General features: G+C 65.2%; 12 protein-coding genes, 1 pseudogene and 1 CRISPR repeat array. Of the genes and pseudogenes, 6 read left to right on the top strand and 7 right to left on the bottom strand.

Features of this window, described 5'->3' with window-relative positions; all coding sequences use genetic code 11:
* The first annotated feature begins 165 nt into the window (after positions 1 to 165).
* On the top strand, positions 166 to 345 hold the full coding sequence (locus FHU36_RS31680) for a hypothetical protein (protein WP_185087785.1): 180 nt from the start codon (positions 166 to 168) through the stop codon (positions 343 to 345).
* A 921-nt stretch (positions 346 to 1,266) separates the two neighbouring features.
* On the opposite strand, the gene FHU36_RS31675 is transcribed toward FHU36_RS31680, so the two are convergent.
* Together FHU36_RS31675 and FHU36_RS31670 are read right to left on the bottom strand one after the other, a co-directional pair.
* Positions 1,267 to 2,190, bottom strand: a complete 924-nt coding sequence (locus FHU36_RS31675) for an IS3 family transposase (RefSeq protein ID WP_185087784.1) — start codon at positions 2,188 to 2,190, stop codon at positions 1,267 to 1,269.
* Entirely contained in the window at positions 2,187 to 2,555 is a 369-nt protein-coding gene (locus FHU36_RS31670) for a transposase (protein ID WP_185087783.1), read from the bottom strand. The genes FHU36_RS31675 and FHU36_RS31670 overlap by 4 nt, the downstream gene beginning before the upstream one ends.
* Positions 2,556 to 2,734: 179 nt before the next feature.
* Here FHU36_RS31670 and FHU36_RS31665 point away from each other — a divergent pair, with 179 nt between their 5' ends.
* Together FHU36_RS31665 and FHU36_RS31660 are read left to right on the top strand one after the other, a co-directional pair.
* Complete coding sequence (locus tag FHU36_RS31665) at positions 2,735 to 10,600, top strand: DNRLRE domain-containing protein (RefSeq protein ID WP_185087782.1); 7,866 nt, start codon at positions 2,735 to 2,737, stop codon at positions 10,598 to 10,600.
* Positions 10,576 to 11,250 (top strand): hypothetical protein, encoded by a 675-nt coding sequence (locus tag FHU36_RS31660; protein ID WP_185087781.1) that lies wholly within the window; start codon positions 10,576 to 10,578, stop codon positions 11,248 to 11,250. Before FHU36_RS31665 ends, FHU36_RS31660 begins: the two co-directional genes overlap by 25 nt.
* Before the next feature lie 610 nt (positions 11,251 to 11,860).
* On the opposite strand, the pseudogene FHU36_RS31655 reads toward FHU36_RS31660, so the two are convergent.
* The 5 genes and pseudogenes from FHU36_RS31655 to cas6e all read right to left on the bottom strand — a co-directional run bounded on the left by FHU36_RS31655 (position 11,861) and on the right by cas6e (position 16,445).
* Positions 11,861 to 13,049 (bottom strand): annotated as a pseudogene (locus FHU36_RS31655) (IS701 family transposase).
* A 645-nt stretch (positions 13,050 to 13,694) separates the two neighbouring features.
* Entirely contained in the window at positions 13,695 to 14,117 is a 423-nt protein-coding gene (locus tag FHU36_RS31650; protein WP_185087780.1) for a hypothetical protein, read from the bottom strand.
* Positions 14,118 to 14,390: direct repeats of the CRISPR family, unit length 29 nt; unit sequence GGGACCATCCCCGCGTGCGCGGGGAGCAC.
* A gap of 121 nt (positions 14,391 to 14,511) precedes the next feature.
* Entirely contained in the window at positions 14,512 to 14,859 is a 348-nt protein-coding gene (cas2e, locus tag FHU36_RS31645) for a type I-E CRISPR-associated endoribonuclease Cas2e (RefSeq protein ID WP_185087779.1), read from the bottom strand.
* Positions 14,856 to 15,821, bottom strand: a complete 966-nt coding sequence (gene cas1e, locus FHU36_RS31640) for a type I-E CRISPR-associated endonuclease Cas1e (protein WP_185087778.1) — start codon at positions 15,819 to 15,821, stop codon at positions 14,856 to 14,858. Before cas1e ends, cas2e begins: the two co-directional genes overlap by 4 nt.
* A gap of 3 nt (positions 15,822 to 15,824) precedes the next feature.
* Positions 15,825 to 16,445 (bottom strand): type I-E CRISPR-associated protein Cas6/Cse3/CasE, encoded by a 621-nt coding sequence (gene cas6e, locus FHU36_RS31635; RefSeq protein ID WP_185087777.1) that lies wholly within the window; start codon positions 16,443 to 16,445, stop codon positions 15,825 to 15,827.
* 417 nt (positions 16,446 to 16,862) lie between these two features.
* Here cas6e and FHU36_RS31630 point away from each other — a divergent pair, with 417 nt between their 5' ends.
* The 3 genes from FHU36_RS31630 to FHU36_RS31620 all read left to right on the top strand — a co-directional run bounded on the left by FHU36_RS31630 (position 16,863) and on the right by FHU36_RS31620 (position 25,222).
* Entirely contained in the window at positions 16,863 to 17,144 is a 282-nt protein-coding gene (locus tag FHU36_RS31630; protein ID WP_185087776.1) for a hypothetical protein, read from the top strand.
* Between the two features lie 559 nt (positions 17,145 to 17,703).
* Positions 17,704 to 24,519 (top strand): DNRLRE domain-containing protein, encoded by a 6,816-nt coding sequence (locus FHU36_RS31625; protein ID WP_185087775.1) that lies wholly within the window; start codon positions 17,704 to 17,706, stop codon positions 24,517 to 24,519.
* 106 nt (positions 24,520 to 24,625) lie between these two features.
* Positions 24,626 to 25,222, top strand: a complete 597-nt coding sequence (locus tag FHU36_RS31620; RefSeq protein WP_185087774.1) for an SMI1/KNR4 family protein — start codon at positions 24,626 to 24,628, stop codon at positions 25,220 to 25,222.
* Positions 25,223 to 25,620 lie beyond the last annotated feature (398 nt).

Below are 25,620 nucleotides of genomic sequence, written 5' to 3'. Positions count from 1 at the left end.
GCCGGTCTTGTGTCCCTGGACCGTTCAGGCCGGAGCGCTGGGCCAGGATGCAGGTGACCTGCGGCCCGCCTGTGCTGGTTCGGGGATGGACGGATTGTGCGTCCTGGGGGTACGTGCTTGTCGGTCGCCTGTTGAGCGGGCAGCGGCCGGGCACGGTGCGACGAGGTGCCGACGGCCGGTCTGTCCATGCGGTTGTGGGTTTCCGCCACGCTGGAAGCCGGCGGCTGCGTGGTCGGCGCGGGGCGGGGTGACGTCGAGCCCGTCTGTCGTGGCGTGGCTGATGATGGATTGGGCGAGGAGGACGTGAAGGGGTGCGACGTCGGCCCGGAGGAGGCCGTGGACTGACGGACGATCGCAGCTTGGGGTGGGGTGACGGTGGTCTGGTCCGGTTCATGGACGGGGTCCAGTGTCGTCGAGATGCCCGGGATGCCGATCAGGACGACCGCGAGCACCAGTTGGAGAATGCCTGCCACGACCGCGGCTGTCCTCATGGTGCGTGCCTGATGGCTAGTGCGGGCGGGCGGGGTTGAAGGCTGCTGTGTCACGACCGCGGCTGCCGCGTGATGGTCACGTGTGCACCTCCAGTGTTGTTGACCAGATTGATCTAGACATGGCAGCCGACCGGAGTCAAGGCATGATCGCCTGCGGCCTGCTGCGTGACTGGTAGGGCTGGTTGTACGTACGAGGTTGCGTGGCTGCGGTTTGCTGTGAGTTCGCTGGGAGTGTGGATCAAGGCTGCGGCGAGACGTTCTCAGCTGACCTGCGCCGTTTACGGACCGTTGTCTTCACGGTCTGTCACTTCGGAGCTGACCCAAAGATGATCTTTGCAGCTCATCGCGGCGGCTGGCGCTACTGCGACCACTCGTTCGAAAGTCCAATTCATCACGTTCGGTGAACATTGACGGATCACGCCCCCTTGTGGCGTGATTCGGGTGTTTTGCGCTGAGGATCTTTATGCCCGCCTTATGCGCTGGTTCCCCTGCGTGAGTGGAGTACCTGTGTCGTTGTCGCCCCCCAAGCGGCTCCCCGTGCCCACATCCAGCCGACGTCGTCGCCGCGCCCGGTTACGGCGCGTGGTCGCGATCGCCGTTACGATCGTGCTGGCGGCCTCCCTGTCCCCACCGTCTCCAGCTCTGGCCCAGGCATCATCCGCGACTGCCGAACCGCACGTGATGAGCAGGTTCGCCTCCTGGCTGAGCGGCGCGGTCGCCGGCTGGTTCACCGAAGACCCCGAGGTGTCAATCCCCTCAAATCGTGGAGACGGTCCTATGCCACAGCGGCCCTCAACAGGGCCGATGACGCTTGCCTCTTCTCGATCATCTGACGCTCGAATGTGACAGGCGACAGCCCATCGTTGGCGCTGTGCCTGCGCTTGACGTTGTAGAAGTCCGCGACCCAGGTCGCGATCTTCAGCCGGGCCTCCGCACGTGTCCTGAAGCGCTGCCGGTGCACGAACTCGACCTTCAACGTGCTGTTGAGCGACTCAGCTGCTCCGTTGTCGAGCGCACACCCGACCCGGCCCATCGACTGCACCACCCCATGCTTGCGGCATTCGGCCTGGTAGCGGGCGGCGGTGTACTCCGACCCACGATCCGAGTGAAAGATCACCCCGTCCACGTCGCCGCCCCGGGTAGCGACCGCCATCTGCAGCGACGCGACCGTCAGCGCCGCGTCATGATGCTCGGACATGGCGTAGCCGAGAAACCGACGGGAGAACAAATCCTCGACCGAAGCCAAGTACAGCGGTCCCTCATCAGTGTTGATCATCGTGACATCGCCGACCCACAGCACGTCCGGGGCGACCGCGGTGAACTTCCGGCGCACCAGATCCGGCGCGGCCGGCCGCTTGCCCCGCCGGGTCAGCGAGCGCGGCCTCTTCGGCGCCCGTCCGGCCAGGCCGAGCTCGGCCATCCGCCTGGCCACGGTGTTCTCCGACACCCGCCAGCCCGCCTCATGCAGGTCCTGGGTGATCCTGGGTGAGCCGTAGGTGCCGCCCGAGGCGGCGAACAGCCGCTCGATCTCCGCATCTAACCGGGCCCGCCGCTGCTCGCGGGCGGTCGGCGCATCCGTCCCGATGCGGTTCTTCCACTTGTAGAACCACGACTGGGAGACCTCCAGCGCCCGACAGGAGATCGCGTGGTCGATGCCGTGGTCGGTCTTCTGGGAGCAGATGAAGGCCGCCACGCTCACCGGCCCATCGCCTCTTTCACCCACAAGACCACGGAACGCTTGAGGACATCACGCTCGTCCTCCAGCTCCGCACGCTCCCTCTCCCAGGCCGCCTTCTCCTTGGCGTGCTGCCGGGCCAGCTCGGCCTTCTCCCGCCGTAGCCGTGCCAGCTCCTCCTCCGCCGATTCCTTCAGCGTCCCGCCTCCGCCGTCGCCGCCGGCCTGCCCTGCCGCGAGCCGGTCCATCTGCACCCAGTTGTACAGCGTGTACTCGTTGATCCCAAGATCCCGCGCGACATGCGCAACGGGCTTGCCGGTCTCCCTGACGATCCTCACCGCCCCGGCCCGGAACTCCGGATCAAAGCGACGCCTCGTGGTTCCAGCCACGACCAAACCTCTCCCGGTTCGGTCTCCACGCTACGAGGGGAAGCCCAGACCCGGCCTCCCCCTACGGCAGGCGCACCGGCGGCGTCACCCAGGAGCTGGCGCAGCAGGGCGGCGAGGCGACGATCACCCTGAAGCCGGACGCGGCGTGGCTGGCCGCGCCCGAGCGCAAGTGGCCGGTCGTGATCGACCCCACCATCAAGGTCAATGACTGGGCGATCGAGGTCTACGACACCTACGTCACCAACGCGTCGGCGAACACCAACTTCGCTGACTCCTGGAAACTGCCGGTGGGCAAGACGTCGGCCGGGCTGAACCGCGCCCTGCTGTACTTCGGCGTGCCGATCGGCACGGACGTGCTGCCCTTCGGCACCCGCATCGACCAGGCTCGCCTGGAGATGTACTTCGACCAGGCACTCGGCGAGACGGCAGCCGTAGCCCTGGAAGCCAGGGAGATCACCGATCCCACCTGGGGCTCGCAGGAAGTGACCTGGAACAACCAGCCCAGCTTCGCTGCCACCGCCGCATCCACGGTGACGCGCAACGTCGGCGAGCTGTCGCGCTGGCACTCCTTCGATGTCACCGCCATGGCCAACGCCTGGTATTCCACCGCTGACGCCCCCATAGGCGGCATCGTGGTCAAGGCGGTCAACGAGGCCAAGACGGCTCCGGTCGGCGGCGTTGCTTACCACGCCATGGACGACTTTCCGGCAGTCGACCCGCTCACCATCGACCCGACCGCGCATCCGCGGCTGCTGGTGACCTTCGGCAGCCCGTCGGTCACCTTGAACCAGCCCACCCATGCCACCTCGCAGGGGGCGTCGCTGTCCTGGAGCGCCTACGCCGACCCCACTCCGGACGATCCGAGCGACGACCTGGCCGAATACCGGCTCCACCACGAGTGCCCGTCGGGCTGCCAGATCACGAGTAACACCACCGGCGGGACGGTGGACAGCCTGGTGGCGACGCTGCAGCCGGGAACCACCTCCTATGCAGACACCAGCAGCGGTGCGGCCCCCGGTGAGGCCGCCGACCCGGACTACACGCACCGCGCCGACTACTGGGTCGAGGCGGTGCTGAAGAACGGGCAGGTCGTGCCCTCGCAGAAGGTGCGGGTGTTCCTGCCCAAGCCTGGCTACGTCACCAAGACGCTGTACGGGTCAGCGGACACCACATTGGCCTCCGGCGAGCCGACGACGGGCCACGACCAGGTGACGCAGCAGAAGCGGCTGCAGATCGGGAACACCGCCACCGCGCTCGGCAACACCCGCGCCGTCGTGACGTTCGACGACTACGCCAGCGAGATCCCCGCCGACGCGCAGATCACCAACGCCAAGCTCTCGTTGTGGGAAGCGACCTCCACCGGCAGCGGCGCGTCGCTCACCGCCCACAAGCTGACGACCTCCTTCGACGAGAACGCCACGTGGAACAGTCCCTGGAGCACGTCAGGCGGTGACTTCGACGCCACCGCGCTGGCCACCGTGTCCGGTCTGACCGATACGGCCGGATGGCGGCAGTGGAACGTCACCGCCGCCGCCATGGACTGGGCGGCGGACCCGGGCTCGAGCAAGGGCCTGCTCGTCAAGGTCGCCGACGAGCCCGGCACCGCCAAGCAGTCGGTGCAGTTCCTGGCGAGTGAGACCGCCGAGCAGTTGCTGCGGCCGAAGCTCACCGTCACCTACGGCGAAGGCGACGGCGCGGTGCCGTCCTTCTACGCCCCCGGCACCCCCGAACGGCTGGACGCGGGTGCCACCACGACGATCACGATGATGGTGAAGAACACCACCACCGAAACCTGGCCCGCGACGTCCACCGTAGTGAGTTACCACTGGAAGCTGCCCGACGGCACCGACGTCTCCACTGCTGACAACCAGCTCAAGACGCCGCTGCGGTTCGAGGTCCCGCCGAACACCGCGGCCACGGTGGACGCCCAGGTCAAGGCCCCCGCAGCGAGCAGCAACCTGGCCGAGGGCGTCCAGCTCGTATGGGACGTGCAGGACACCACGACCAACAACTGGAAGTCGGCCACCCACCACCTGCCGCAGCTGCCGCAGCAGATCCGCATCGACTCCCCGACGTCCGACCTGCTCGGCCTGGAGAAGTTCTACCAGTTCACCGGCAAGAACACGGGCGCCGGGTCGACCGCGCTGGTCAACCCCTACGCCGGCAACGTGGTCTGGAACTACAACGCCTTCTCCAACCCCTCGCGGGGCGCGCAGACGTTCGTCCGGATGACTTACAACAGCCTGGACACCTCCACGGCATCGCTCGGCTACGGCTGGTCGTTGCAGACGTCCACGCTGGCCAAGCTCGGCTCCCAGCTACAGTTCCACCCGCCGGGCAAGACATGGCCCGACCAGGTGCGGCTGACCGACGGCGACGGCACCACGCACGTCTGGACACTCAACACTAACGGCAACACACGCTGCTATCCCAACATCTGCGACTATGTCCACCCCCGCGGCGTGCACCTGTACCTGCAGCGTGTCGCCAAGACGGGCGCGCCTGACCAGTACTCGGACGACCCGGCGCGGCAGTGGGTCTTCACCAAGCCGGACCGCACCCAGTTCTTCTTCGACGAAGAGGGCTTCCAGTCGGCGATCGTCGACAAGAACGGCAACACCATGTCGTTCACCGACCAACGCCGCCACTCCAACAACAAGCCCACCAAGTTCCTGCAGTACATCACCGACGCCGCAGGCCGGCAGACCCTGACCTTCGACTACTACAAGAAGGGTCAGGACTACACCTACATCGACGGCTCCGGCAACGAGGTAAGCGACACCAAGCTGACCAACCCGCACATCATCGACAACGTCGAGTCGATCACCGACATCGCCGGTCGCAAGGTGACCTTCACCTACACCGACAAGGGCCTGATGGCCAAGATGGTCGACGGCGCTGGCGAAGACGGCGCGAAGACGTTCCAGCTCGCCTACGACGCCACCCAGGGAACCAAGAACGTCAAGCTGGTCGCGGTCAAGGACCCTCGCGGCAACACCACCTCGCTGGACTACTACGACGCGACGGAAGACCCTGAAGATCTGTGGAAGGTCCAGACCCTGACCGACCGGCTGGGCGGCGACACGACGTTCGCCTACGAGGATCCGGACGGCCCGCAGGGCGGCGTCATCAACGCCACCGTCGTCGACCCGCTCCAGCAGGGCACCAACCTGAACACCAGATACGTCCTGGACGCCTACGGCCGACCGGAGTCGATCACCAACGCCAAGGACGAGACCACGGCCCTGCAGTGGGACGCCGACCACAACGTGGTCAAGCTGACCGAGGCCAACGGCGCGTTCGCCACGTGGAAGTTCGACCAGAAGACCGGCTACCCGCTGGAGCTGAAGGACGCCGAGGCCAACCACAACGGCACCGCGCCGACCACGCTGGCCTACCAGTCGTTCCTCAACGGCTACGTCGCCGACCTGCTGGAGAAGACCTCACCCGAGGGCCGTAAGTGGCAGTTCGGCTATGACGCGAACGGCAACCTGAAGACGGTCACCGACCCGCTCGGCGTCGAATCGGCCACCGCCGGTGACTACACCACCAGCTACGACCACGACCCGCTCGGCCAGCTCGTCAAGGCGACCGACGCCAACGGCAACCCCACCACCTTCAGCGACTACCACCCCTCCGGCTACCCGGAGAAGATCACCGACGCCTACACCAACACCACCACGACCGCCTACGACGCTCGCGGCAACGTGCGGTCGGTCACCGACGCCCTCGGCAAGACCACGACGCAGAAGTACGACATCTTCAAACGCCCGCTCGAGTCGAAGGTCCCCAAGGACCAGGACGCGGCCACGCCGAAGTTCATCGTCACCCCCGCGCCCGAATACGACCGCAACGACAACGTCACGAAGATGACCGCGCCCAACGGCGCCGTCTCCACCGCGGTCTACGACAAGGCCGACCAGCTCCTCGAGTCGAACCTGCCCAAGGACACCACCGACGGACCGGAGCGCAAGGCCACCTTCACCTGGGACCTGGCCGGCAACCTGAAGACCCAGACAGAGCCCAAGGGCAACCTGTCCGGCGCCACCGCCGCCGACTTCACCACCACCTACGTCTACGACCCGATCTACCAGCTGACCGACGTCATCAACGCCGACCAGCACAAGCTCACCTACGAGTACGACAACGTCGGCAACACCACCAAGGTCATCGACCCGCGCAAGAACGCCACCACCGACACCGGCGACTACACCGCCTTCTACACCTACGACCGCAACCACCGCGTCAAGACCGCCAAGGACGCCGCCGGCTACCTGACGTCCACCGACTACGACCTCGACGGGTTAGTCGTCGGCCAGACCGACCAGGAGAACAACAAGACCATCACGGTCTACAACAAGCGCGGCGACGTCACAGAAACGCGGGTCCCGCACTCCGAGACCGACGGCGTCGTCAAACACGTCACCACCCAGTTCACCTACGACCAGGTCGGCAACAAGACCAAGACCATCACCCCGCGCGGCGTGGAGACCCCCGAAGACCCGGCCGACTTCATCCACGAGACGAAGTACGACAAGCTCAACCGGCCGGCCGAGGAGATCTACCCCTTCGACCCGGACGACCCGGTCTACAACAAGCCCGACAGCGTGTTGTACGCCTACGACGCGGTCTCCCGGCTGAAGGAGATCTCCCACCCGCCCTCGCACGGGCAGACCGTCCGCAACGTCTCCACCATGTCGTACTGGGACAACGGCTGGTCCAAGACCACCACCGACCCGTGGGACATCAAGACCACCTACGACTACAACGACCTGGGCCTGCAGACCAACCGCACCGTCACCTCGGCAGGCGGCTCCTCCCAGCGCGCCCTGGACTGGTCGTACTACCCCGACGGCAAGCTCAAGACCCACTCCGACGACGGCGTCCCCCTCGGCCTCGACGTCGTGCTCGGCGACAACTCCGACACCGGCCAGGTCACCGCGGTCGGCTCCTGGACGACCACCGGCGGCGGCACTTCCTCGTCCAACATCGTCGGCCCGACAGTCGCCGCGACCTCGGGCTTCGTCGGCTACGACTACGCCGTCGCCCCCGCCGGCACCGGCGCCGGCAGCTTCACCTGGAACCTGACCACCCCGAGCGCGGGCAGTTACAAGCTCTACGCCCAGTACCCCGCCGGCGCCACCGCCACCAACGCCAAATACACCATCACCCACGACGGCGGCACCGCCGACGTCACGATCGACCAGACCAAGAACCCCGGCACCTGGGTCGAGCTCGGCGCCTACACCTTCACCGCCGGCAACACCGGCTCGGTCAAACTGACCGACGACGCCAACGGCACCGTCGTCGCCGACGCCGTCAAACTCGTCCGCGACAACGCCGGCGACACCGACACCGAGACCAAGGACTTCACCTACACCTACGACCCCAACGCCAACCTCACCAAGATCGAGGACAGGTCCCCCACAGCCAAGATCGACCTGTGGGACATCACCTACACCAACCTCAACCAGATCGACCAGATCCAGGAGAAGCTCAACAGCGTCCTGAAGAACACCACCGCCTACCGCTACAACGAGAACAGCGCGGTGGTCGAACGCACCCACGACAAGACGCTGGCCACCTACGGCTACGACGTCCGCGACCTGGTCGAGCAGGTCGTCAACAAGAAGTCGGCCACCGACACCCAGCCCAAGACCACCAGCTACACCTACACCCCGCGCGCCGAACGCCTGCAGGAGACCAAGGCCAACGGCAACACCGTCGACTACGACTACTTCCTGTCCGGTGTCCTACGCCACTCCATCGAAAAGAAGCCCAACGCCACCGTGGTCGCCGAACACACCCTCGGCTACCAGGGCAACCTGCACCGCGCCCGCGACCACGCCAAGATCCAGAACGCCGACTCACCCGGCTCGTACCTGGAACACGAGTACACCTACACCTACGACCCCCGCGACCGCATCGCCAAAACAGTCAAGACCCCGGTCGCCGGCGGAGCGGCCGAAACCGAGACGTACTGGCACGACGCCAACAGCAACGTCCACGAGGAGACGGTCCTCGGCAAGAAGACCACCTTCACCTACGACCGCAACCGCCTGATGACCTCCGTCACCGACGGAGCCACCAGCACCTACACCTACGACCCGTACGGCCGGCTGCGCACCATCCAGGGCGGCGGCAAGATCTGGGAGAAGTACACCTACGACGGCTTCGACCACGTCACCCGGCACGAGAAGCTCGGCGGCGACGGCGCCACCTCCACGGTGACCAAGTACACCTACGACCCGCTCGACCGCACCACCACCAAGACCGAGAAGGAAGGCACCGCCTCCGCCAAAACCACCACCTACTCCTACCTCGGCCTGTCCGCCGAAGTCCTGGACGAAGAGGTGGCCGGCAAACTCGTCAAATCCTTCCAGTACTCGCCCTGGGGCGAACGCCTGTCGCAGGTGAAGTTCACCGAGGACAACCGCGAAGAGTCCTCCTACTACGGCTACAACCCGCACACCGACGTCGAACAGATCACCTCGGAAACCGGCGACACCCGCGCCACCTACGGCTACACCGCCTACGGCAAGAACGACGACAAACTCTTCACCGGCATCGACAAACCCGACCCCGTCGACCCCACCGCCAAAGAGGAGTACAACCCCTACCGCTTCAACAGCAAGCGCTGGGACAACTCCACCGGCATGTACGACATGGGGTTCCGCGACTACAACCCCGGCCTCAACCGCTTCCTCCTGCGCGACACCTACAACGGCGCCCTCGCCGACCTGAACCTCGGCCTCGACCCCTGGACGGCCAACCGCTACGCCTTCACCGGCGGCAACCCCATCACCGGGATCGAACTCGACGGCCACGAACCACGCCCCTGGCACAACCCGAACTACAAGCCGTCGGATTGCTACGACAACGCCAGCCTCGAATGCAACCCGGGCGCTGCAGACAAGACGATGCCCGCCTCGCACATGGACCCCCGTTATCGGGAGGGCATGGACGAGGACCGGAACGGCGAAGTGACCGCCCTCGAAGCCGCTCGACACGGGGAGTCCCTCGACGCGGACGGAGCCAGGAATGGCCGTCCTCCGGGTGAGAAGGAGTTGGAGGGCCTCAGCTACCTGCCTATTGTGGGTACACCCGCTGATATCGCGCTCGCGCTCAAGCACCTCGCCGAGGGCGACACCCAAGGCGCGGTATGGGATTTGGCCGGGCTCGTCCCCATCGCTGGCGACTCCGGGAAGTTCCTTGGCAAGCTGGTGCGACGTTGCAATAGCTTCACCCCGGACACCCGCGTTTTGATGGCCGACGGCTCGACCAAACCGATCTCCGAGGTAGAAGTCGGAGACGAGGTATTGGCCACTGACCCCGAGACGGGCGAAACCGTCGCCAAGCCCGTGCTCGCCTTAATCGGCGGAGACGGAGACAAGAATCTCGTTCAGATCTCCATCGCTGACGAAACAGAAGGCAAGAGCGGCGGCGTTGACGGCGTCATCGTCGCCACGGACAAGCATCCCTTCTGGGTCGAGAACCTCGACCGGTGGATCGACGCGACCGACCTTAAGCCGGGCATGTGGCTCCGGACCTCTGCCGGCACTTTCGTTCAGGTCACCGCCATCAAACGCTGGACCGCGCCGCAGCGAGTGCACAATCTGACCATCGCCGACATCCACACGTACTATGTGCTTGCCGGCAACACGCCCGTTCTCGTTCACAATGACAAATGTCCCGTCACTGGCAACAGCCATGGCGACATGGGTGAGCTCGCGACCTACGAGCGCCTGCTCAAAGACGGGTACACTTCTATTGAACGCGAAGTGGCGTTCCTCAACAGCAAAGGCAATCAGTTCATTGTCGACTTCGTGGCCAGCGACTCCAACGGGAACTGGATCGCCGTGGAGGTGAAGACCGGACGACGAGCAACGATCACACCTAACCAAGCGGTGGGGTATCCGGAGCTAAACGGTGCCGCCGGCGCCATATTGAACTCAAAGAAGCTCGCACAGTACGGCCTGCCGAAGGGGTCTAGAGTGCACTTTCCTGTAGAATTCGACGCATGGAAATGTCCCCATTGCCAGTAGAAGCAGACCTGATAGCCAGGATGTCACAGGAGTTGACGCTGCGCGGATGGACGCCAATCGACAGCGAAGGCCCCATATTCATCCTGCGCGAGTCAGTAGAGGTTGAGTTTCAATTTGCTCCCCGCATGTCGAAGCTCAGTTCCGGAATACTCCTGCTACCAGCCCTTGGGGTTAGACATCCCGAGACAAGTCGGCTCGTAACCAAGTTCTACGGACTTGTAGCGGACAACGTGGGCGTCTGTTCCTTTGGGCGCGGGCTGGCACACCTGATGAGCCGATATGGCCACATCTCCGATATCACCACTAGATGGCTTGTACTCGATTCGACTTCGGTGGACAGTGTGGTAGAGACACTGTGCGTGGATCTCGAATCCTACGGGCTGCCCTTCTTTAGGGAGTTCCGAACACTGGATGATGTGATCCATCGACTCGAACAGGAGTCGCTGGACCAGTTTTTGCTCGGACATCTTGGCGTGTCTTACGCGCTGAGAAATAGCCTTCGACAGGCGATCGATACACTTGGGCGATATGCGAACATAGCATCCACCCAGCAACCTCCTCTATCGACGCAGTCCTGGAGATTTGTGCGTTCATTCATCGATCACTTCTCAATAAGGGAGGATTCTCTTCCCTTTGAGATTGGCGACTGAAATGAAGGTCCTTGAGCCCCGCACTGGACCGTCTACAGGCCCTGGCCGCACCGCCCTGGCCAGCCACCAACCATCCCTACAAACAGGAAGGACACCCGCGGGACCGGGAAACCCCGCCCCACCCGCCACGGCAGCCGGGTCAACGCGCTGGCCACAGCACGCAATCCAACCCTCAGCCGACCACACCTTGACCACAAAAGTTCGAGGCTAGTCCGTGGCCGCTGATTGACGCCACGCCTGATTAAGGAGCATATTCGTCGCCACGAATTCTGATGTACAGGTCCGCCCGGCGGATTGACGTCACGGCCTCAGTGCTGACTTAGCTCACTGAGCTGCATCCAGGCTTCGTCTCAGGCAGCATTTTGGCCTGACGGAATGTAGTTATTCTCTTGCGCGCTATTATCGCAGGGGTAGGCACTAGGTGCTCGCCAGCAGTCGGCGGGCGCCTAGATTCTGACCGGTGTGGCCGCGGACGGCATCTAGTACTACAGCCTGATTTCGTGATGTCTTAGCCAGCGTCTCCAGTAGTGGCTGCTACGGGCGCGAGTCTGGTGGAGGCGGCGGCGATGGGACCAGGCGAGGGCGTGGGTGATCGGGCGGGTGATCCTCGTCAGGTGTGCCAGGAGACGGCGGGTTTCGGCGGGTGTGAGGTCGACCAGGCCGCTTGGGCTTTTGGGCAGTGAGCGGCGGTGACCGCGAGGTAGGCGTGGGCCAGCATGGCAAGGGTGATGTGCCGATGCCAGGCGTCGTAGCGGCGGACCTGGTAGTGGTCCAGGCCGGTCTCGTTCTTAACGCTCTGGAAGCAGTCCTCGATCGCCCAGCGTGCCCCGGCGACGCCGATGAGGTCGTCGGTGGTGGTGCCGGCGGCGCCGTGACACAGTAGTAGGCCAGCTCGAGTTCGCCCTTGGCGTTGGGCGTCAGACTGCGCCGGACCAGTAGCCAGCGCCGGTAGCCAGGCTCGGTCTCAAAATGCACGCTGGCCAGTGCCCAGTCATACAACCGCGGCCCTTTCGCGCCATCGCCACAGGAGCGGCGCTTCCACGCCTCGGCCGGGGCCTGGGCGGCCAAAGTATCGGCCCGAATGTCCCCACGCGGCCCGAAGGCGACCGTCTGGCTCTTGGGCACGGCCACCACATAGCTCAGTCGGCGTTCTTCCAGGAAGCGGCGGAACTTGCAGTCCATGCCGTAGGCCTCATCCGCGGTGACCCAGGAGACCGGCATCCCCGCATCCAGCGCCCGCGCGAGCAGCGTACGCGCCAGCATCGGCTTGGTAGCGAACGGCACCGCGTCAGGGATGCCGGCCTGAGCGCACCTGATCCGATCATCGGTCCAGGACTTCGGCAGATACAGCTCAGCGTCGATCAAGGCCCGGCCCAGCGGGGAGGCATACGCCAAGAACACGCCCAGCTGGCAGTTCTCCACCCGACCAGCGGTGCCGGAGTACTGACGCTGCACCCCGGCCGACTTATCGCCCTTCTTGATGAAGCCCGTCTCATCCACGATCAGCACGCCATCGCGGTGACCTCTGCGACATAGTCCCGCAGGTCAGAGCGCACCAGACGGGGATCCCAGCGGGCGTTGCTCAGCAGCCGCTGCATCCGATCCGGCGCCGCGTCCCCTGCCGCCTCTGCCAGCTGCCAGCCGTTCTTACGCTCGATCGGGGCAAGCAACCCCGTCACATAAGCCCGCGCCTGCCTGCGTGGCTCCACCCGCCCGAACCGGCCGGCCACCCGTCCGAACAGCGTGTCCAGACCAGACACCCACACCTGAAGATCGTCTGCAGATAACTCATTCAGTATGAACCCTGACTATAAATCACAAACCCTGGCTGTAGTACTAGGCGTGATCCGGCTCGAGCTGCGGTGCTGCGTCGGATTGCTGACTTCTGCGCCCGGCCAGCCACCGAGAGCGCTCGGCCTGCCCCATCGCCCGTCGCCGCATGACCTCCGCAGCCCGCGGACTCGCCGACGCCAGCAGAGCCCGCGCACGAGCCGCCGACCCAGCCGCCTCTACGGCCACGGCGCGCAACGCCGCACGCTCGGCCGCCACCCTCGCTTGCTCGGCAGCTCGGCGCGCAGCGGCCTGCGCGAGGTGCTGGGAGCGCGATGGCAACGGGACGCCGGTGTCCGCGTCCAGCCAGACGGCCAGCCGGTGACGCGCCCAGCCGGCGGGGTGCTTCGCACTGCCCGCATACGGCCAGCAACTGCCGTCAGGGTGGTGGTCTAGGGCGTAGCTGACGTCGGCGGCGCTCCAGCCGGCCAGCACCAGCGGCATGATCAGATGGCGGACGTGCTGGGCCGACAACCGGCGCAGATCCAGGCTCGCGGCGCGGACCCGCTCAGCGACGACCAGGGCCCGCTCACGCTCCCGCCGCCGAGCCCTGCGAGCCTCCCGCACCCGTTGATCTTCCAGGGTCCGATCCGTTGCTGCCCTAGTGGCGGCGCTCAGCCGGTGATCGTCAGCGATCGTGGGCTGCCAGGCGGAGGCAGCCGCGCGCGCGAGCGTGGCGAGGGTTCCCCTCCTTCGGAGGGGAACCCAGAGGGGGTCCGAGATTCATCCACAGGGGAGAAGACGGCCTTCTGAGATCGGGGCGCGGGCGCCTGCCGAGGCTCGTCGACGGCCACGTCGTCGTTAGGGGCGGCCGCAATCGCGAGCACGTACTCGGCGGCGATGTTGCCCAACCCATCGTCGATCGTGCCGCACTGCGTGCCCTTGCGAACGCGCACCGTCGATCCGGGCGTCACGGTGCCCAGCAACCCGCGCTCACGCAGCCAGCGCAGCCATAGCGCCACCGTGGAGCGCGAACGGCCGCTGCGCTCGATCAGCACCGCCCAGGTGGGCCGGGTCGCCGAGGGCTCGCCCGGCAAGGGACCATCCCCGCGTGCGCGGGGAGCACTTCCGTCCTTGCGGCCGTGGTCGACGCGCACGGGGACCATCCCCGCGTGCGCGGGGAGCACTTGCCCTGCTTGATCTGGTACGTGTCCGGCTCGGGACCATCCCCGCGTGCGCGGGGAGCACGCGCCGACGTGGCCGCCGGTCGTCACCGCGCGGGGACCATCCCCGCGTGCGCGGGGAGCACGTCCGCCTCTCCTACACAGAAGCGGAACCGACGGGACCATCCCCGCGTGCGCGGGGAGGACACTCACTGACCAGCACTGTTAGCCCACGGAGGGGCGGAAATCGAGCACTTCCCAAGACTCGGACATATGCGACATCCTCACAGGCAGGCCACAGAGCCTCGGTGCCTTGAACGCTACAAGCTCAGCGCTGCCCGTAGCGTCGTCGCTTGGCTGCCTTGCTCCAATTGCGGGGCGCAGCAGAAGACGATGCAGGCGGGTCCTTGGGACGCCGCAGCAGGATGAGGCCCTCGTGGTCAACGGGGTGCCACTTGTGATCGTGCGTTTCGAAGGTGAAGCCTTGCTCGTTGTCCGTGGTGTACGCGAGGAGTGCACGCCCGGTGTCGGCGTACTCCTCCACTTCGAGCCAGAGCGCTTCCCTGATGCGAGCGGATGGGCCACCGATGAAGACACCAGGAGAGATCTCCATCAGCCAACGCGTCAGGAAGCCACGGAGCCCCGCTGGACAGCGGGTGAGCACGATGACGGTCACCAGGGAACCTCGTAGATGTCATCGTCGGCGTAGTTGCGGCCGGCCTCTACTTCGGTGCCGTGATCGCTCTGCAGCGTGACGCGGTCGATGTCCTCATCGTCGAGGTTGTCACTGGCCGCTTCTGTGAGGACCAGATGCTTGATGTCGTTCACGCACCGTCTGAGCAGCCGCCTCTTGTTGATGTGGTCGCGGATGGCTCTCCGTGTGCGGGAGCCCACATCGTCCGGACTCTCCGCGGCCACATCGAAGGCAATCGGGATGGCGATCTCTGTCTTGTAGAGGTCCGCTATGTCGAGGACGAAGGCCAGTTCGTGCCCTGAGTGGATGAAGCCCAGCCCGGGTGCGCAGCCCAGTGCGGCTACGGTGGTCTGGGCGATGCCATACATGCATTGGGCGGCTGCCGTAACAGCCTGGTTGACAGGATCGCCGGCGTTGAAATCCCCGGGTACGTAGATTCGGCCGTTCCACGGAACGCCCGCCCGTTCGGCTTCCTTGCGGTAGCACTCCTTGACCCTTCGGCCTTCCCTACCGAGAAGTTCATGCCGGGTGAGGCTGTCTGGGTTCTCGTTGGGAAACCGCATGCGGTACATCTCGCGGGCCACCTCAAGTCTGGTTCTGCGGTTGGCCCACTTCGTCGCCTGCGCTTCGACAAGAGACGATGAGCGGTTGAGCGACCTGCCTCCGGAGTAGAAGCGCACCCCTTGCTCACCGACCCACACCACGCCGGCGCCGCTGTCCCCCAGAAGACTCATAGCCTGGTGAGTGACGCGTGTGCCGGGGCCGAGGAGCAGGGTTCCGATGGTGGCAGCCGGTATGTGCGTGACACCTTCGGCGTCCTCGGCTGTGATGGCGTTGTCCTCACGGTGCAGGATGCATCGTTCAAGGTAGATGAACGAGATGCGGTCCCCCATGCGGGTGAGCTCGCGGGGCGACGACATCCCGCGCTGGCCGACGGTGGCCATGGCTCACGCCTCGGCCAGCGTCATGAGGCCGCACCCGTAGGACTTGGCGCGGCCGAGCCCACGGGTAAGGACGTGCCGGAGTACGTCCGGGTCGGTGACCTCCAACCGCCCATCGAAGGTGACCGCGAGCAGGGTGACTGGGGCTTTCTGGCCACGTTTGGCGAAGGACAGTTGACGCCGGTCGTGCACGACGATCTCATGCCGGTCGAGGCCGGGCACGAGCTGCCGGTCGGCCGGCCTCTCGACGACCTTGAACCCGGCCCTTTCCTGGTGCTTCAGGAGCCAGTCCAACTGGTGGCGCTGGGTGACATGTGCCGTGACCTTGGTGGGCTCGCCGTCTTTGCGACGGATGCTGTGCACCGGGTTGGCCGTCAGCCGGAACGCCCACCGGCCACCGGCCGCGAGGCGTGACAGGAACGGCTCGTAGTCGTAGGTGTCCCACCGACCCGTCTCGGGCCAGCCGCCTTGCTCGACCAGGTGAGTGAGGTCGGGCTTGTCCGGGCTGACGATGTAGAGGTAGGTCTCCGCCCGGCTGTTGCGGTCGATCCGCCACAATACCCGCGGCCCGCCGTCGGGCGCGGCCGGGACCCGCTGTGCTCCCCGCGCACGCGGGGATGGTCCCACCGAGCTCCTCTGGTGGTCCGCTCCTCTGGTGGTCCGCTCCTCTGTCGTGCTCCCCGCGCACGCGGGGATGGTCCCGACGTCCTGGCGCTGCTTCAGCGGCTGGTGGCGTGCTCCCCGCGCACGCGGGGATGGGCCCCTCCAGAACATCCCCTCGCGTGGCGAGGACGGGTGCTCCCCGCGCACGCGGGGATGGAGCGGTAGCGCGGCTGCCATACCGCTGGGCCAGTTATACGGAGGATGACAGCGACCGTCCTACGGTCACCCACCATTGGCAGGACCGGAACCAGTCGTGATGATCGTTCCTGGGCCTTGATCAGAGGGGTGAAGGGGCTGGCCGCCGAGGCTTCACTCCTCCGATCAGGGCCCAGGCACTGCCTTCCAGGTACCACAACCATCACGATCACAGGGGACATCCACGTGAGCCACGATGCGGGCATCTTGTTCTTCCTGCTGGCCAGCCCGAGCCCCGCACAAGCGGAGCTCAACACGCAACGGCTGGCGGACTTTCTGCGGGGGTTCTTCGGACCTCTGCTCCTCGTGACGGTCTCCGTGGTGGCGTTATTCTTCCTCTTCACCAAGGAGATCACGCGGTTCGTGCAGTTCGTCGTTGTGGCAATCGTGATCGGTGTGATCTTCTATGTTCCGAACATCATCGAAACCCTCGCGCGCGGAGTAGCGGCGGCTCTTGGCGTGAGTTGAGCTCATAGGGGCATCACTCCGCGGCCGTTTCGAGCGGGGGGCGCATGTGGGCGCACCGTGCTGGTTCCTGTCGGAAGCGCTGGACAGCGGGCCGGCGGATCTGGCACAGCCACGCAGCCCTTCGCCGTCACGGTCGGCCTGTACCGGCATGTCCGGCCCGGGAGATGCCCGCACTCCTCCATCCCATGTAGCCGAGGAACTCGGTCAGCACGGTTCGGCTGCGGCTGGTGTTCAACTCGCTGATGAGTCTTTCAACGCGCTGGCGAACTAATCCGCGTGCTCGGCACCACCGCGCACCCGAGCGCCGACTGGGTCACTCAGGCGATCAAGAACCTGGTGATGGATCTGGACGATGCGGGCTGCCGGGCACGCTATCTGATCCGAGATCGGGATGGGAAGTTCCCCGCCCAAGAAGGATCTTTACATAAGATCACAACTCATGTGATGATCACTCCGTTTTGCCACATCTGTTCGAAAGGCTCGAGTGAAACAATCACGAACAGCGTCCGGCTTATCCAGCCGGACACGACGCCGCGCTGCCCTGATCGCAGCCCTCGCCATGCCGCTCTCGCTCATCAGCGCACCCGCGCTCGCCCAGGACCCCACGCCACCCCCCACAACCCCGCCGAGCGCTCCCGCCACCCCCACCGGTAAGGCGCTGGCGCAGGCCAAGAAGGACAACCGGCGCATCGAGATCGAGTCGCTGCGCTCGGAGAACACCACCTACTACGCCAACCCCGACGGCAAGACCCTGAGGATGGAGCAGTACCTGGAGCCCATCCGGGTCAAGAACGCCGACGGCAAAGGCTTCACACCGATCGACACCACGCTCATCGAGGCGAACGGAGTCATCAAGCCCAAGGCGGCCAAGGGCGGCCTGACGCTGTCCGCAGGCGGCGACACCGAAGCGATCAGGAGCAAGAGCGGCGACCTCGCCGCCAGGATCGACGCCCCCCGCACGTTGCCCAAGCCCACGCTCAACGGCAACACCGCCACCTACCCGTCCGCGTACGGCAAGGGCATCGACCTGGTCGTCACCACCACCCCGACCGGGTTCCGCCAGCAGATCGTCATCCGGCAACGCCCGGCCGAGCCGGTGACGTTCCGCGTCCCCGTGGATCTGCCCAAGGGCATCTCCTTCGGTAAGAACGCCAAGGGGCAGCCGACGCTGAAGAACCAGGACGGCAAGCACAGCCTCGACATCCGCCCCGCGGCACTACTGGACGCGAAGGCCGCCGACGCGAACGCCGACCTCGGCACCGTCAGGGTCGGCAGGGCCCAGGTGAGCCTGGACGACTCGGCGCTGGTGTACAGCCCCGACGCGGCCTTCCTCGCCGACCCGGCGACCACGTTCCCGGTGACCATGGCCGCCATCGACGACGACTGGTACGAGTGCACGCTCGGGGGCGATCCCTGCCCCCCCGGCGATCCGATGGACACGTACATCAATGACGTGGACCTCACCGACAGCTGGGACATGCACTACCGCGACCAGATGTGGGTCGGAAAGTCCTACGCCAGCGGCATCGCCAAGCGCTGGCGCGCCTACATTCAGTTCCCGCTGCCGAAAGCGACCGACCCGTTCTGGGGCTCGAACATCCAGAACGCCGACCTGGAGTTGTGGAACTACCTGTCCAACGACTGCGGCGAGTTCGTCGGCTCCGGAATCACCGCCCGGCGGGTCACGTCCGACTGGGACCATCTGACCCTGCAGTGGGGCAACCAGCCGTCGGTCACCAACGTGGGCGCGGACACCGAGTACGGGGCGTACAGCCCCGACTGCGCCGGCTCGATGAACTACGAGCACGATCTCATCCACTCGGTCGACACCATCGTCCAGGACTGGGCGGACGGGGAAACGAACTACGGGTTCCAGCTCCGCGCCGGTGACGAATCGGAGTTGCGGAACTGGCGCCGCTACCGCAGCCGCGAGCAGACCAGCGGCTATCCCGCCCACGGCCCCAGGCTCACGGTCGACTTCGAGCCGCCAGTGCCGCCTCGCCAGGAAACTGTCGTGATCTCCAGTCCGACCCTCATGGAGACCTTTCCCGAATATGAGGAAGCGATCCAGAAGTCGGTCTTCGTACCCGAGTCAGAAGCGGATCGGGAGGAGCTCGGTCTCAGCCCTGAAGTCGCCAGGATGGCGGCAGCAAAACGTGATGGTCAACCGTATTTCGTCGGTTCCGACATGCTCAACCTCGGCGGCCCTGAACCAGAGGGTGACGACGCCACGGATCCCGATGAGGAAGAGGTCTTCTCTCCTCGTGTGCTGACGCACGAACCCGCGGGCAACGCCACCGGGGTGCCACTCGACGCTCAGATACGCATGACGTTTACTGAGCCGGTCGGAGAGACCGCCGTCTCGGTGAAGCCCTCGTCAGGTGCCGAGGTGGAGGGCGCCCTGTCCGAGGACACCACAAAAAAGACCGTGACGTTCACTCCGCGACAGCCGCTGAGCCCAGGCACCACGTACACGGTGACCGTCTCGGGAGCCATCGACGAGTGGGACAACCAGATGTCTCCCTACACATGGTCCTTCCGCACCACCGACCAGGCGGCCGCCCACTGGACGTTCGACGAGGGTACCGGGAAGATCGTCGCCGATTCGTCCGGCAACGGTCACAGCGCATCGCTCAACGACACGGCGGCGTGGATTGCGGGCAAGAGCGGTAACGCGATCTCCAACGTGCCGTCGCAGGCGCGGATAGCCGCCTCCAGCTCTGCGGCCAAGCAGGGAAAGGCCGTCGAGGTCACCGATGAAACGACCGCGACCAGCATCACGTACGCGTTGCCGGATGGGAAGGCGTTCCGGACGGAGGTCGCTGCGGGTCCCATACGGACCAAGCAGAACGGCGTGTGGGTGCCGATCGACACCACGCTGTTCGAGCATGGAGGTGTTCTGCGTCCGAAGGCGATCGCTTCGAATGCGTCGGTGGAAATCTCGACGGGCGGCGCCGGGACATTCGTGCGCATGACCGCGCATGGGCAGTCGTACGCGCTGCGCTGGCCGACACCGCTACCCAAGCCGATGGTCAAGGGTGGCGTCGTCACCTATACCGACGCCGCCGGTGCCGGGGCTGACCTGGTGGTGACGGTGCTACCGACCGGGTTCCGGCACGACGTGGTGCTGCGCCAGCGACCGTCGAAGCCGCTGGAGCTGCGCATCGGCGTGGAGAGCGATGGCCTGACCCTGTCCGAGGGCAAGGGCGGACGTCTGCTGCTGAAGGGCAAGGACAAGAAGCTCGTGGCCTCAGCGCCGCAGCCGATCATGTGGGACGGTAGCGCCAAGGGCCGCCTCCCGCTGGCCAGGCACGCGGTCATCGACACCGAAGTCGTATCCAAGACCGGGCGCACAGAGCTGGTGCTCAAGCCCGACCACGCGTTCCTGTCGGACTCGAAGACCGTGTACCCGGTCCGGGTGGACCCGACTACGACGCTGCCAAGCAATAACGACCTCAGTGTCCTCAGCACCGATACAGCCGACTCGCCGGCCTACCCGACCAGCACCGCCCTTCCAGTAGGTGTGCAAACAGGCCAGAAGATGCGCGCCCTTCTGCGCTTCGACACCACCTCGCTCGTGGGCAAAACCGTTACCGATGCCAGGCTGTCGATGTCGATCATCAGTGCCAAGACCTGCGGAGCATCAGTCGGGCAGGGTGTACAGGCGGCCCGGGTGACCGGCGCCTGGGATGAGAACAACCTCTATTGGGCGAACAAGCCCGCCTTCACCACCGAAGACGCCCAAATCAACAAAACATCCATCGACTGCGCGAGCACCCAGACTCCGACGGAATGGAACATCACCGGCATCAGCCAAGACTGGGCGGCCGGCGCGGCCAACCACGGCCTGGTACTGAAGGCTCCGACCGAAAACACCACCATCGAATGGCGGATGTACGCCTCCTCCGACGACACCGAATGGAACGCCCCGCCCAAGCTGGTCGTCACGACCAGCGCGCCCGCGTCGTCCCCCACGATCGCTAATTTCACGATCACCCCAGCGCAGGATGTTGCCGGCACGACCGTGACCAGCTCGCTCACCCCGCAACTGGCCGCCACCGTCGCCGACACCGCTGGCGGCAATCTGACCGGCGAGTTCGAGGTCGAACATGACCCGGCCGCAACCGGGCAGGGCACCGGCCAGATCTGGGCCGGTGCCTCATCTGCGGTCGCCTCCGGAAGCCAGGCCGCTGTCGGTGTCCCCGCAGGGAAGCTGGCAGATGGCTGGAAGGTCCGCTGGCGAGCTCGTGCAGTCAATGCCGCGGCCGCCACCGCCTCGGCGTGGTCGTCTTGGCAGACAGCCACGGTCGATGTACCCAATCCTACGGTCGGCGCCTTCCAGGTCACCCCCTCACAGGTGGTGAACGGCGTCACCGTGTCCACGAGCGTGACCCCGACACTCCGCACCACAGTCACCGACCCGGCCGCCCAGCCAGTGCGGGCGGAGTTCGAGGTCGAGCACGACCCGGCCGCGACCACGCAGGGCACCGGCCAGATCTGGACCGGCGCCGTGGACAACGTCGCATCCGGCACCCAGGCCAGCATCGCCGTCCCCAACGCGAAACTCACGGACGGGTGGAAGGTGCGCTGGCGGGTCCGAGCGATCAACACCGCCACCACGGTCAGCTCACTCTGGTCGGACTGGCAACTCCTGACCGTGGACGTGCCGGACCCGGCCTCCGAACCGTCCGTCGGCGCCTTGCAGGTCACCCCGTCCGAGCAGGTGGACGGAACCACTGTCACCCCCACCCTCACCCCAGCTCTGCTGACCCAGGTGAGTGACCCCGCAGGGAAGCCGCTGCGCGTCGAGGCCGAGATCGACCATGACCCGGCCGCGACCGGTCAGGGCAGTGGCCAGATCTGGGTCGGCAGCGCCGACAACGTCCCGGTCGGTACCCAGGCGGCCATCACGGTCCCGGCGGACAAGCTGGCCGATGGGTGGAAGGTGCGCTGGCGAGCCCGCGCGGTCTCGGCCACCGCCGCCTCCACTTGGTCAGGCTGGCAGTCCCTCGCCATCAGCCTGCCCAAGCCCACCGCCACCGGCCTGACCATCACTCCGTCGAAGGTGGTAGACGGCGTGATGGTGACCACCGCGCTCACCCCCACGCTGCAGGCCACCCTCACCCACCCGACCGGCCAGGCACTGCGCGCTGAAGCCGAGATCGAGCACGACCCGGCCGCGACCGGTCAGGGCACCGGCCAGATCTGGGCTGGCGCCGTGGACAACGTGGCCTCCGGCACCCAAGCGAGCATTGCCGTTCCAGCGGGCAAGCTGACCGACGGGTGGAAGGTGCGCTGGCGGGCCCGCGCGGTCGGCGACCAGGCATCCTCGGCCTGGTCTGACTGGCAGCAGGTCACCGTGGACGTCATCCAGCCCGGCGAGGAGCCTTTGGCGCAGGCTGCCGGACCCGTAATCCGCACCGACCAGAGCTTCACCGCCGCCGCCTGGCTGCGTTGGAGCGACAAGGACGGCGATTACACCGTCCTCGAGCAGAAGGGAACCCACCAGGCGCCCTTCCGCCTCGGCAACACCGCCGACCATGGACTGGCGTTCACCTTCACCAGTGCCGACACCGCCGATGCGACGGTCGAGGGTGTACTTTCCGGCGTCGAACCACCGGTCGACGAGTGGTTCCACCTGGCTGGTGTGTACGACGTCGCGGCCAAGTCCGCCTCGCTGTACCTCAACGGCACCCAGGTCGGCAGCGCTCAGCTGATCTCTGCCGGCTGGAGGGCCGACGCGCCGATGCGGCTTGGCGCCAATATGCTCGGCGCGATCGACGAGCTTGAGCTCTATCAGCGACCGCTGAGCGGCACCGAGCTCGGCGCCTTGCTTGCCCGAAGTGCCAGCGTGGCGGCTCCGCAGAATTCTGCGCCGGTGGAGAGCGGTGCGACCAAGGCCACAACAACCGCGGGCATTCCCGTCTACAACTTCAAGTACGACCACATCAACGAGCAGAACTGCAAGGACACGACCTGGTTCGAGAAAAACAATCTGGCCCGCATTCAGGAGAAGCCTTATCTTTCCTGTTGGTCGGCCTACCTGTACATCCAGGACTTCAGCGAGGATTCCGATACCCGTAGATTGAAGAAGGCGGCGAAGTCCGGCAGCCTCTTCAAGATGCTGGCCAGTACGTTCGGCAGCGCGTTCTTCGACGACAGCGACAGGTTCCGGTTCCGCGCCACCTGGGTCGTCCACAGCTACCTTGGCGACGACACTGGCAACAACATCGTTAATCCGGCGCCAAACGAGGAGCTGAAGCCGCAGGACATGAAGGTCTTCATCCGTGTCGACGAAATGGCGGTTGAGGACGCAAACGGCAGGGTTAAATTGTCGTCCGCGCAGCTGCGAGGCCTGCCTATGAGGGTACGCCTAGACGCAGAGCCGGGCGCGCTTTGGGGCACGGACTGCAAGGTGCGAAGTGGCACCGACCAGACCAAGGACGTCTCCGAGTGGTATGCGAAGCCCGACTCCCGGTACATCGTTCGGGCGATGCCGCCTGACGATCCGACGAAGAACAACTGGTGCCAGCTCGAGCCGCAGGTCGAAATCTTCGACGATCCTGAGCGGCCGGACGTCCCGATGAGGTTCTATTTGTGGAGTCAGATCGTTAAGGACGAAAACGGCGACGACCGTCGTGTGCGCCGGAAGGGCGATACCATCAACGCCCAGAACGGAGATCAGGCCGCGGTGCCGCTATTCCGCTGCGACTGGAAGAAGTTCGGATTCCAGAAGGCGGACATCCATATCGGCGGATGCATCAACCACTACGCCAGTCGCGTCTTCGCGATGTCGAAGAAGCGAGATACTCTGTTCCCTGAAGTAATTGAGCACATCGAGACGGCGCTGAATCCAGAGACGAACGCCACCACATTCCCGTACCTGAGGGATGGGCACGACTGGAGCCAGCCCGGGTACCCGCCCACGAGAAACAAACTCGGAAACGAACGTCCCAAGAACATCGCCGGAAACTGGGCCGATCCGAATAGCGAGCCCCTGGTACGCAACCCCGATAAGACAATGGACAAAGCGAACCGGAAGTATTTTAGTGATCTAGAGCTACATTTGGATTCCGGAACCACAAGTCAGCAGATCTGGCCAAAGGGGGTCGGCACCAACTACTGCAAGTACTACATGCCGGAGAAATACGGAGAGCCATATTACAACGGCGGCCCGCCTCGAGGCCTAACCAATTCCTGCGACGAATATCCGTTCGCCAGTACCATCCAAGGCGCCTTGCACGCGAAGGGGCATTTCTCGGTACGCGCCGTGGATCACCAGCAGAATATCGACCATGGTCATGTGCTGCGATCCTTCTTCTCACACTACCGAGTCGGCGGCGACAACGAATTCTGGGTGCTGATCCAGCCCTAATCGTGTAGTCAGTCCGATCCATCCGAGGGAGGGCCCTGTGGCCCTCCCTCACCCCTTCGGCCGCTTGCGGCAGTATCTATTCACAGCTTGCCGTAGAATGCGCTCCATGAACGGCCCCAACACCCCCCGCTACGCATGGGCTGAACGCCTCCAGGTCGTGAGTGGCACAGACCACGATCTCCACAACGGTAGGGGATCTTCGCCGCACCCAACCGGATGGCTGGGAGCGGCTCCCGTCAGTGAAGCCGAACTCCTCCGTCAGGAAGAGCGCCTCGGCCGCCGCTTGCCACCGAGCTACCGAGAGTTCCTCCAGGTAAGCAACGGCTGGGACGTGAACTCCTTTACCAGTGTTCACCTTCTCCCCATCGCCGAGGTCGGGTGGACGCGCGACGTGGATCCGCACCTCGCGAACACATGGGGTCCCTCGCCTGACTCCCCGATCCCGGAACTGCCCGCCGACTATTTCTTCGACTACGACGCACCTCAGGATCGGGATTTTTTTGAGGTGGGAGACTTTCTGCCGCACACGTTGTGCATTTCCGAGAACGTCGAGGGTAGTGTTTATCTGCTCAATCCTTACATTGTCACCTCGAACGATGAATGGGAAGCGTGGTACTTTGACTCCTTGTACGAGCTCGATGCCACCCGCTTCCGGTCTTTCTGGCATTTGATGGAGCACTTCTTCCGCGATAACGGATTTTGATTCAGTGCGTTATCCCGGCCCGCGAGTGCTCGCAAAGAACCGGGACGCATGGACGTTCCTGGCTAGTACGGCAGCCGCCATTCGTTAACTGAGCTGGATATATGCGGTGGTCAGGCGGGCTCGGTGATGGAACCAGCGGGCACGTGCTTGGTGGCGGCGTCGCCAGGCTGACCAGTGAGCAGCCTGTTCCAGGGTCGGTGTGTGGTCGGTGACGGCGTTGAACAGGCGCTTGACCTCTGCGACCGTTAACCTCGATTCGTCAGAGGGTTGTTCAGGTTCATGGAGTCCGCGGCCTTGCCCGTAATGTCCCCGGTGCGGTTGGGGCGGGCCGCCGCATGTCGCTGCCCAATGCCGTTTAGATAGCGATCTTGCTGGTAGCCTCGCCCGGTGATCATGTC

Source organism: Nonomuraea muscovyensis (assembly GCF_014207745.1).
GTDB lineage: Bacteria > Actinomycetota > Actinomycetes > Streptosporangiales > Streptosporangiaceae > Nonomuraea > Nonomuraea muscovyensis.
The sequence above is the reverse complement of the archived record's forward strand: the minus strand, read 5'-3'. Positions and strand labels throughout refer to the sequence as shown.

Coding starts and splice junctions, on each gene's coding strand:
- FHU36_RS31660 (WP_185087781.1), top strand. CDS start 10,576: ATGGAAATGTCCCCATTGCCAGTAGAAGCAGACCTGATAGCCAGGATG.
- cas1e (WP_185087778.1), bottom strand. CDS start 15,821: ATGGCCACCGTCGGCCAGCGCGGGATGTCGTCGCCCCGCGAGCTCACC.
- FHU36_RS31625 (WP_185087775.1), top strand. CDS start 17,704: ATGCCGCTCTCGCTCATCAGCGCACCCGCGCTCGCCCAGGACCCCACG.
- FHU36_RS31620 (WP_185087774.1), top strand. CDS start 24,626: ATGAACGGCCCCAACACCCCCCGCTACGCATGGGCTGAACGCCTCCAG.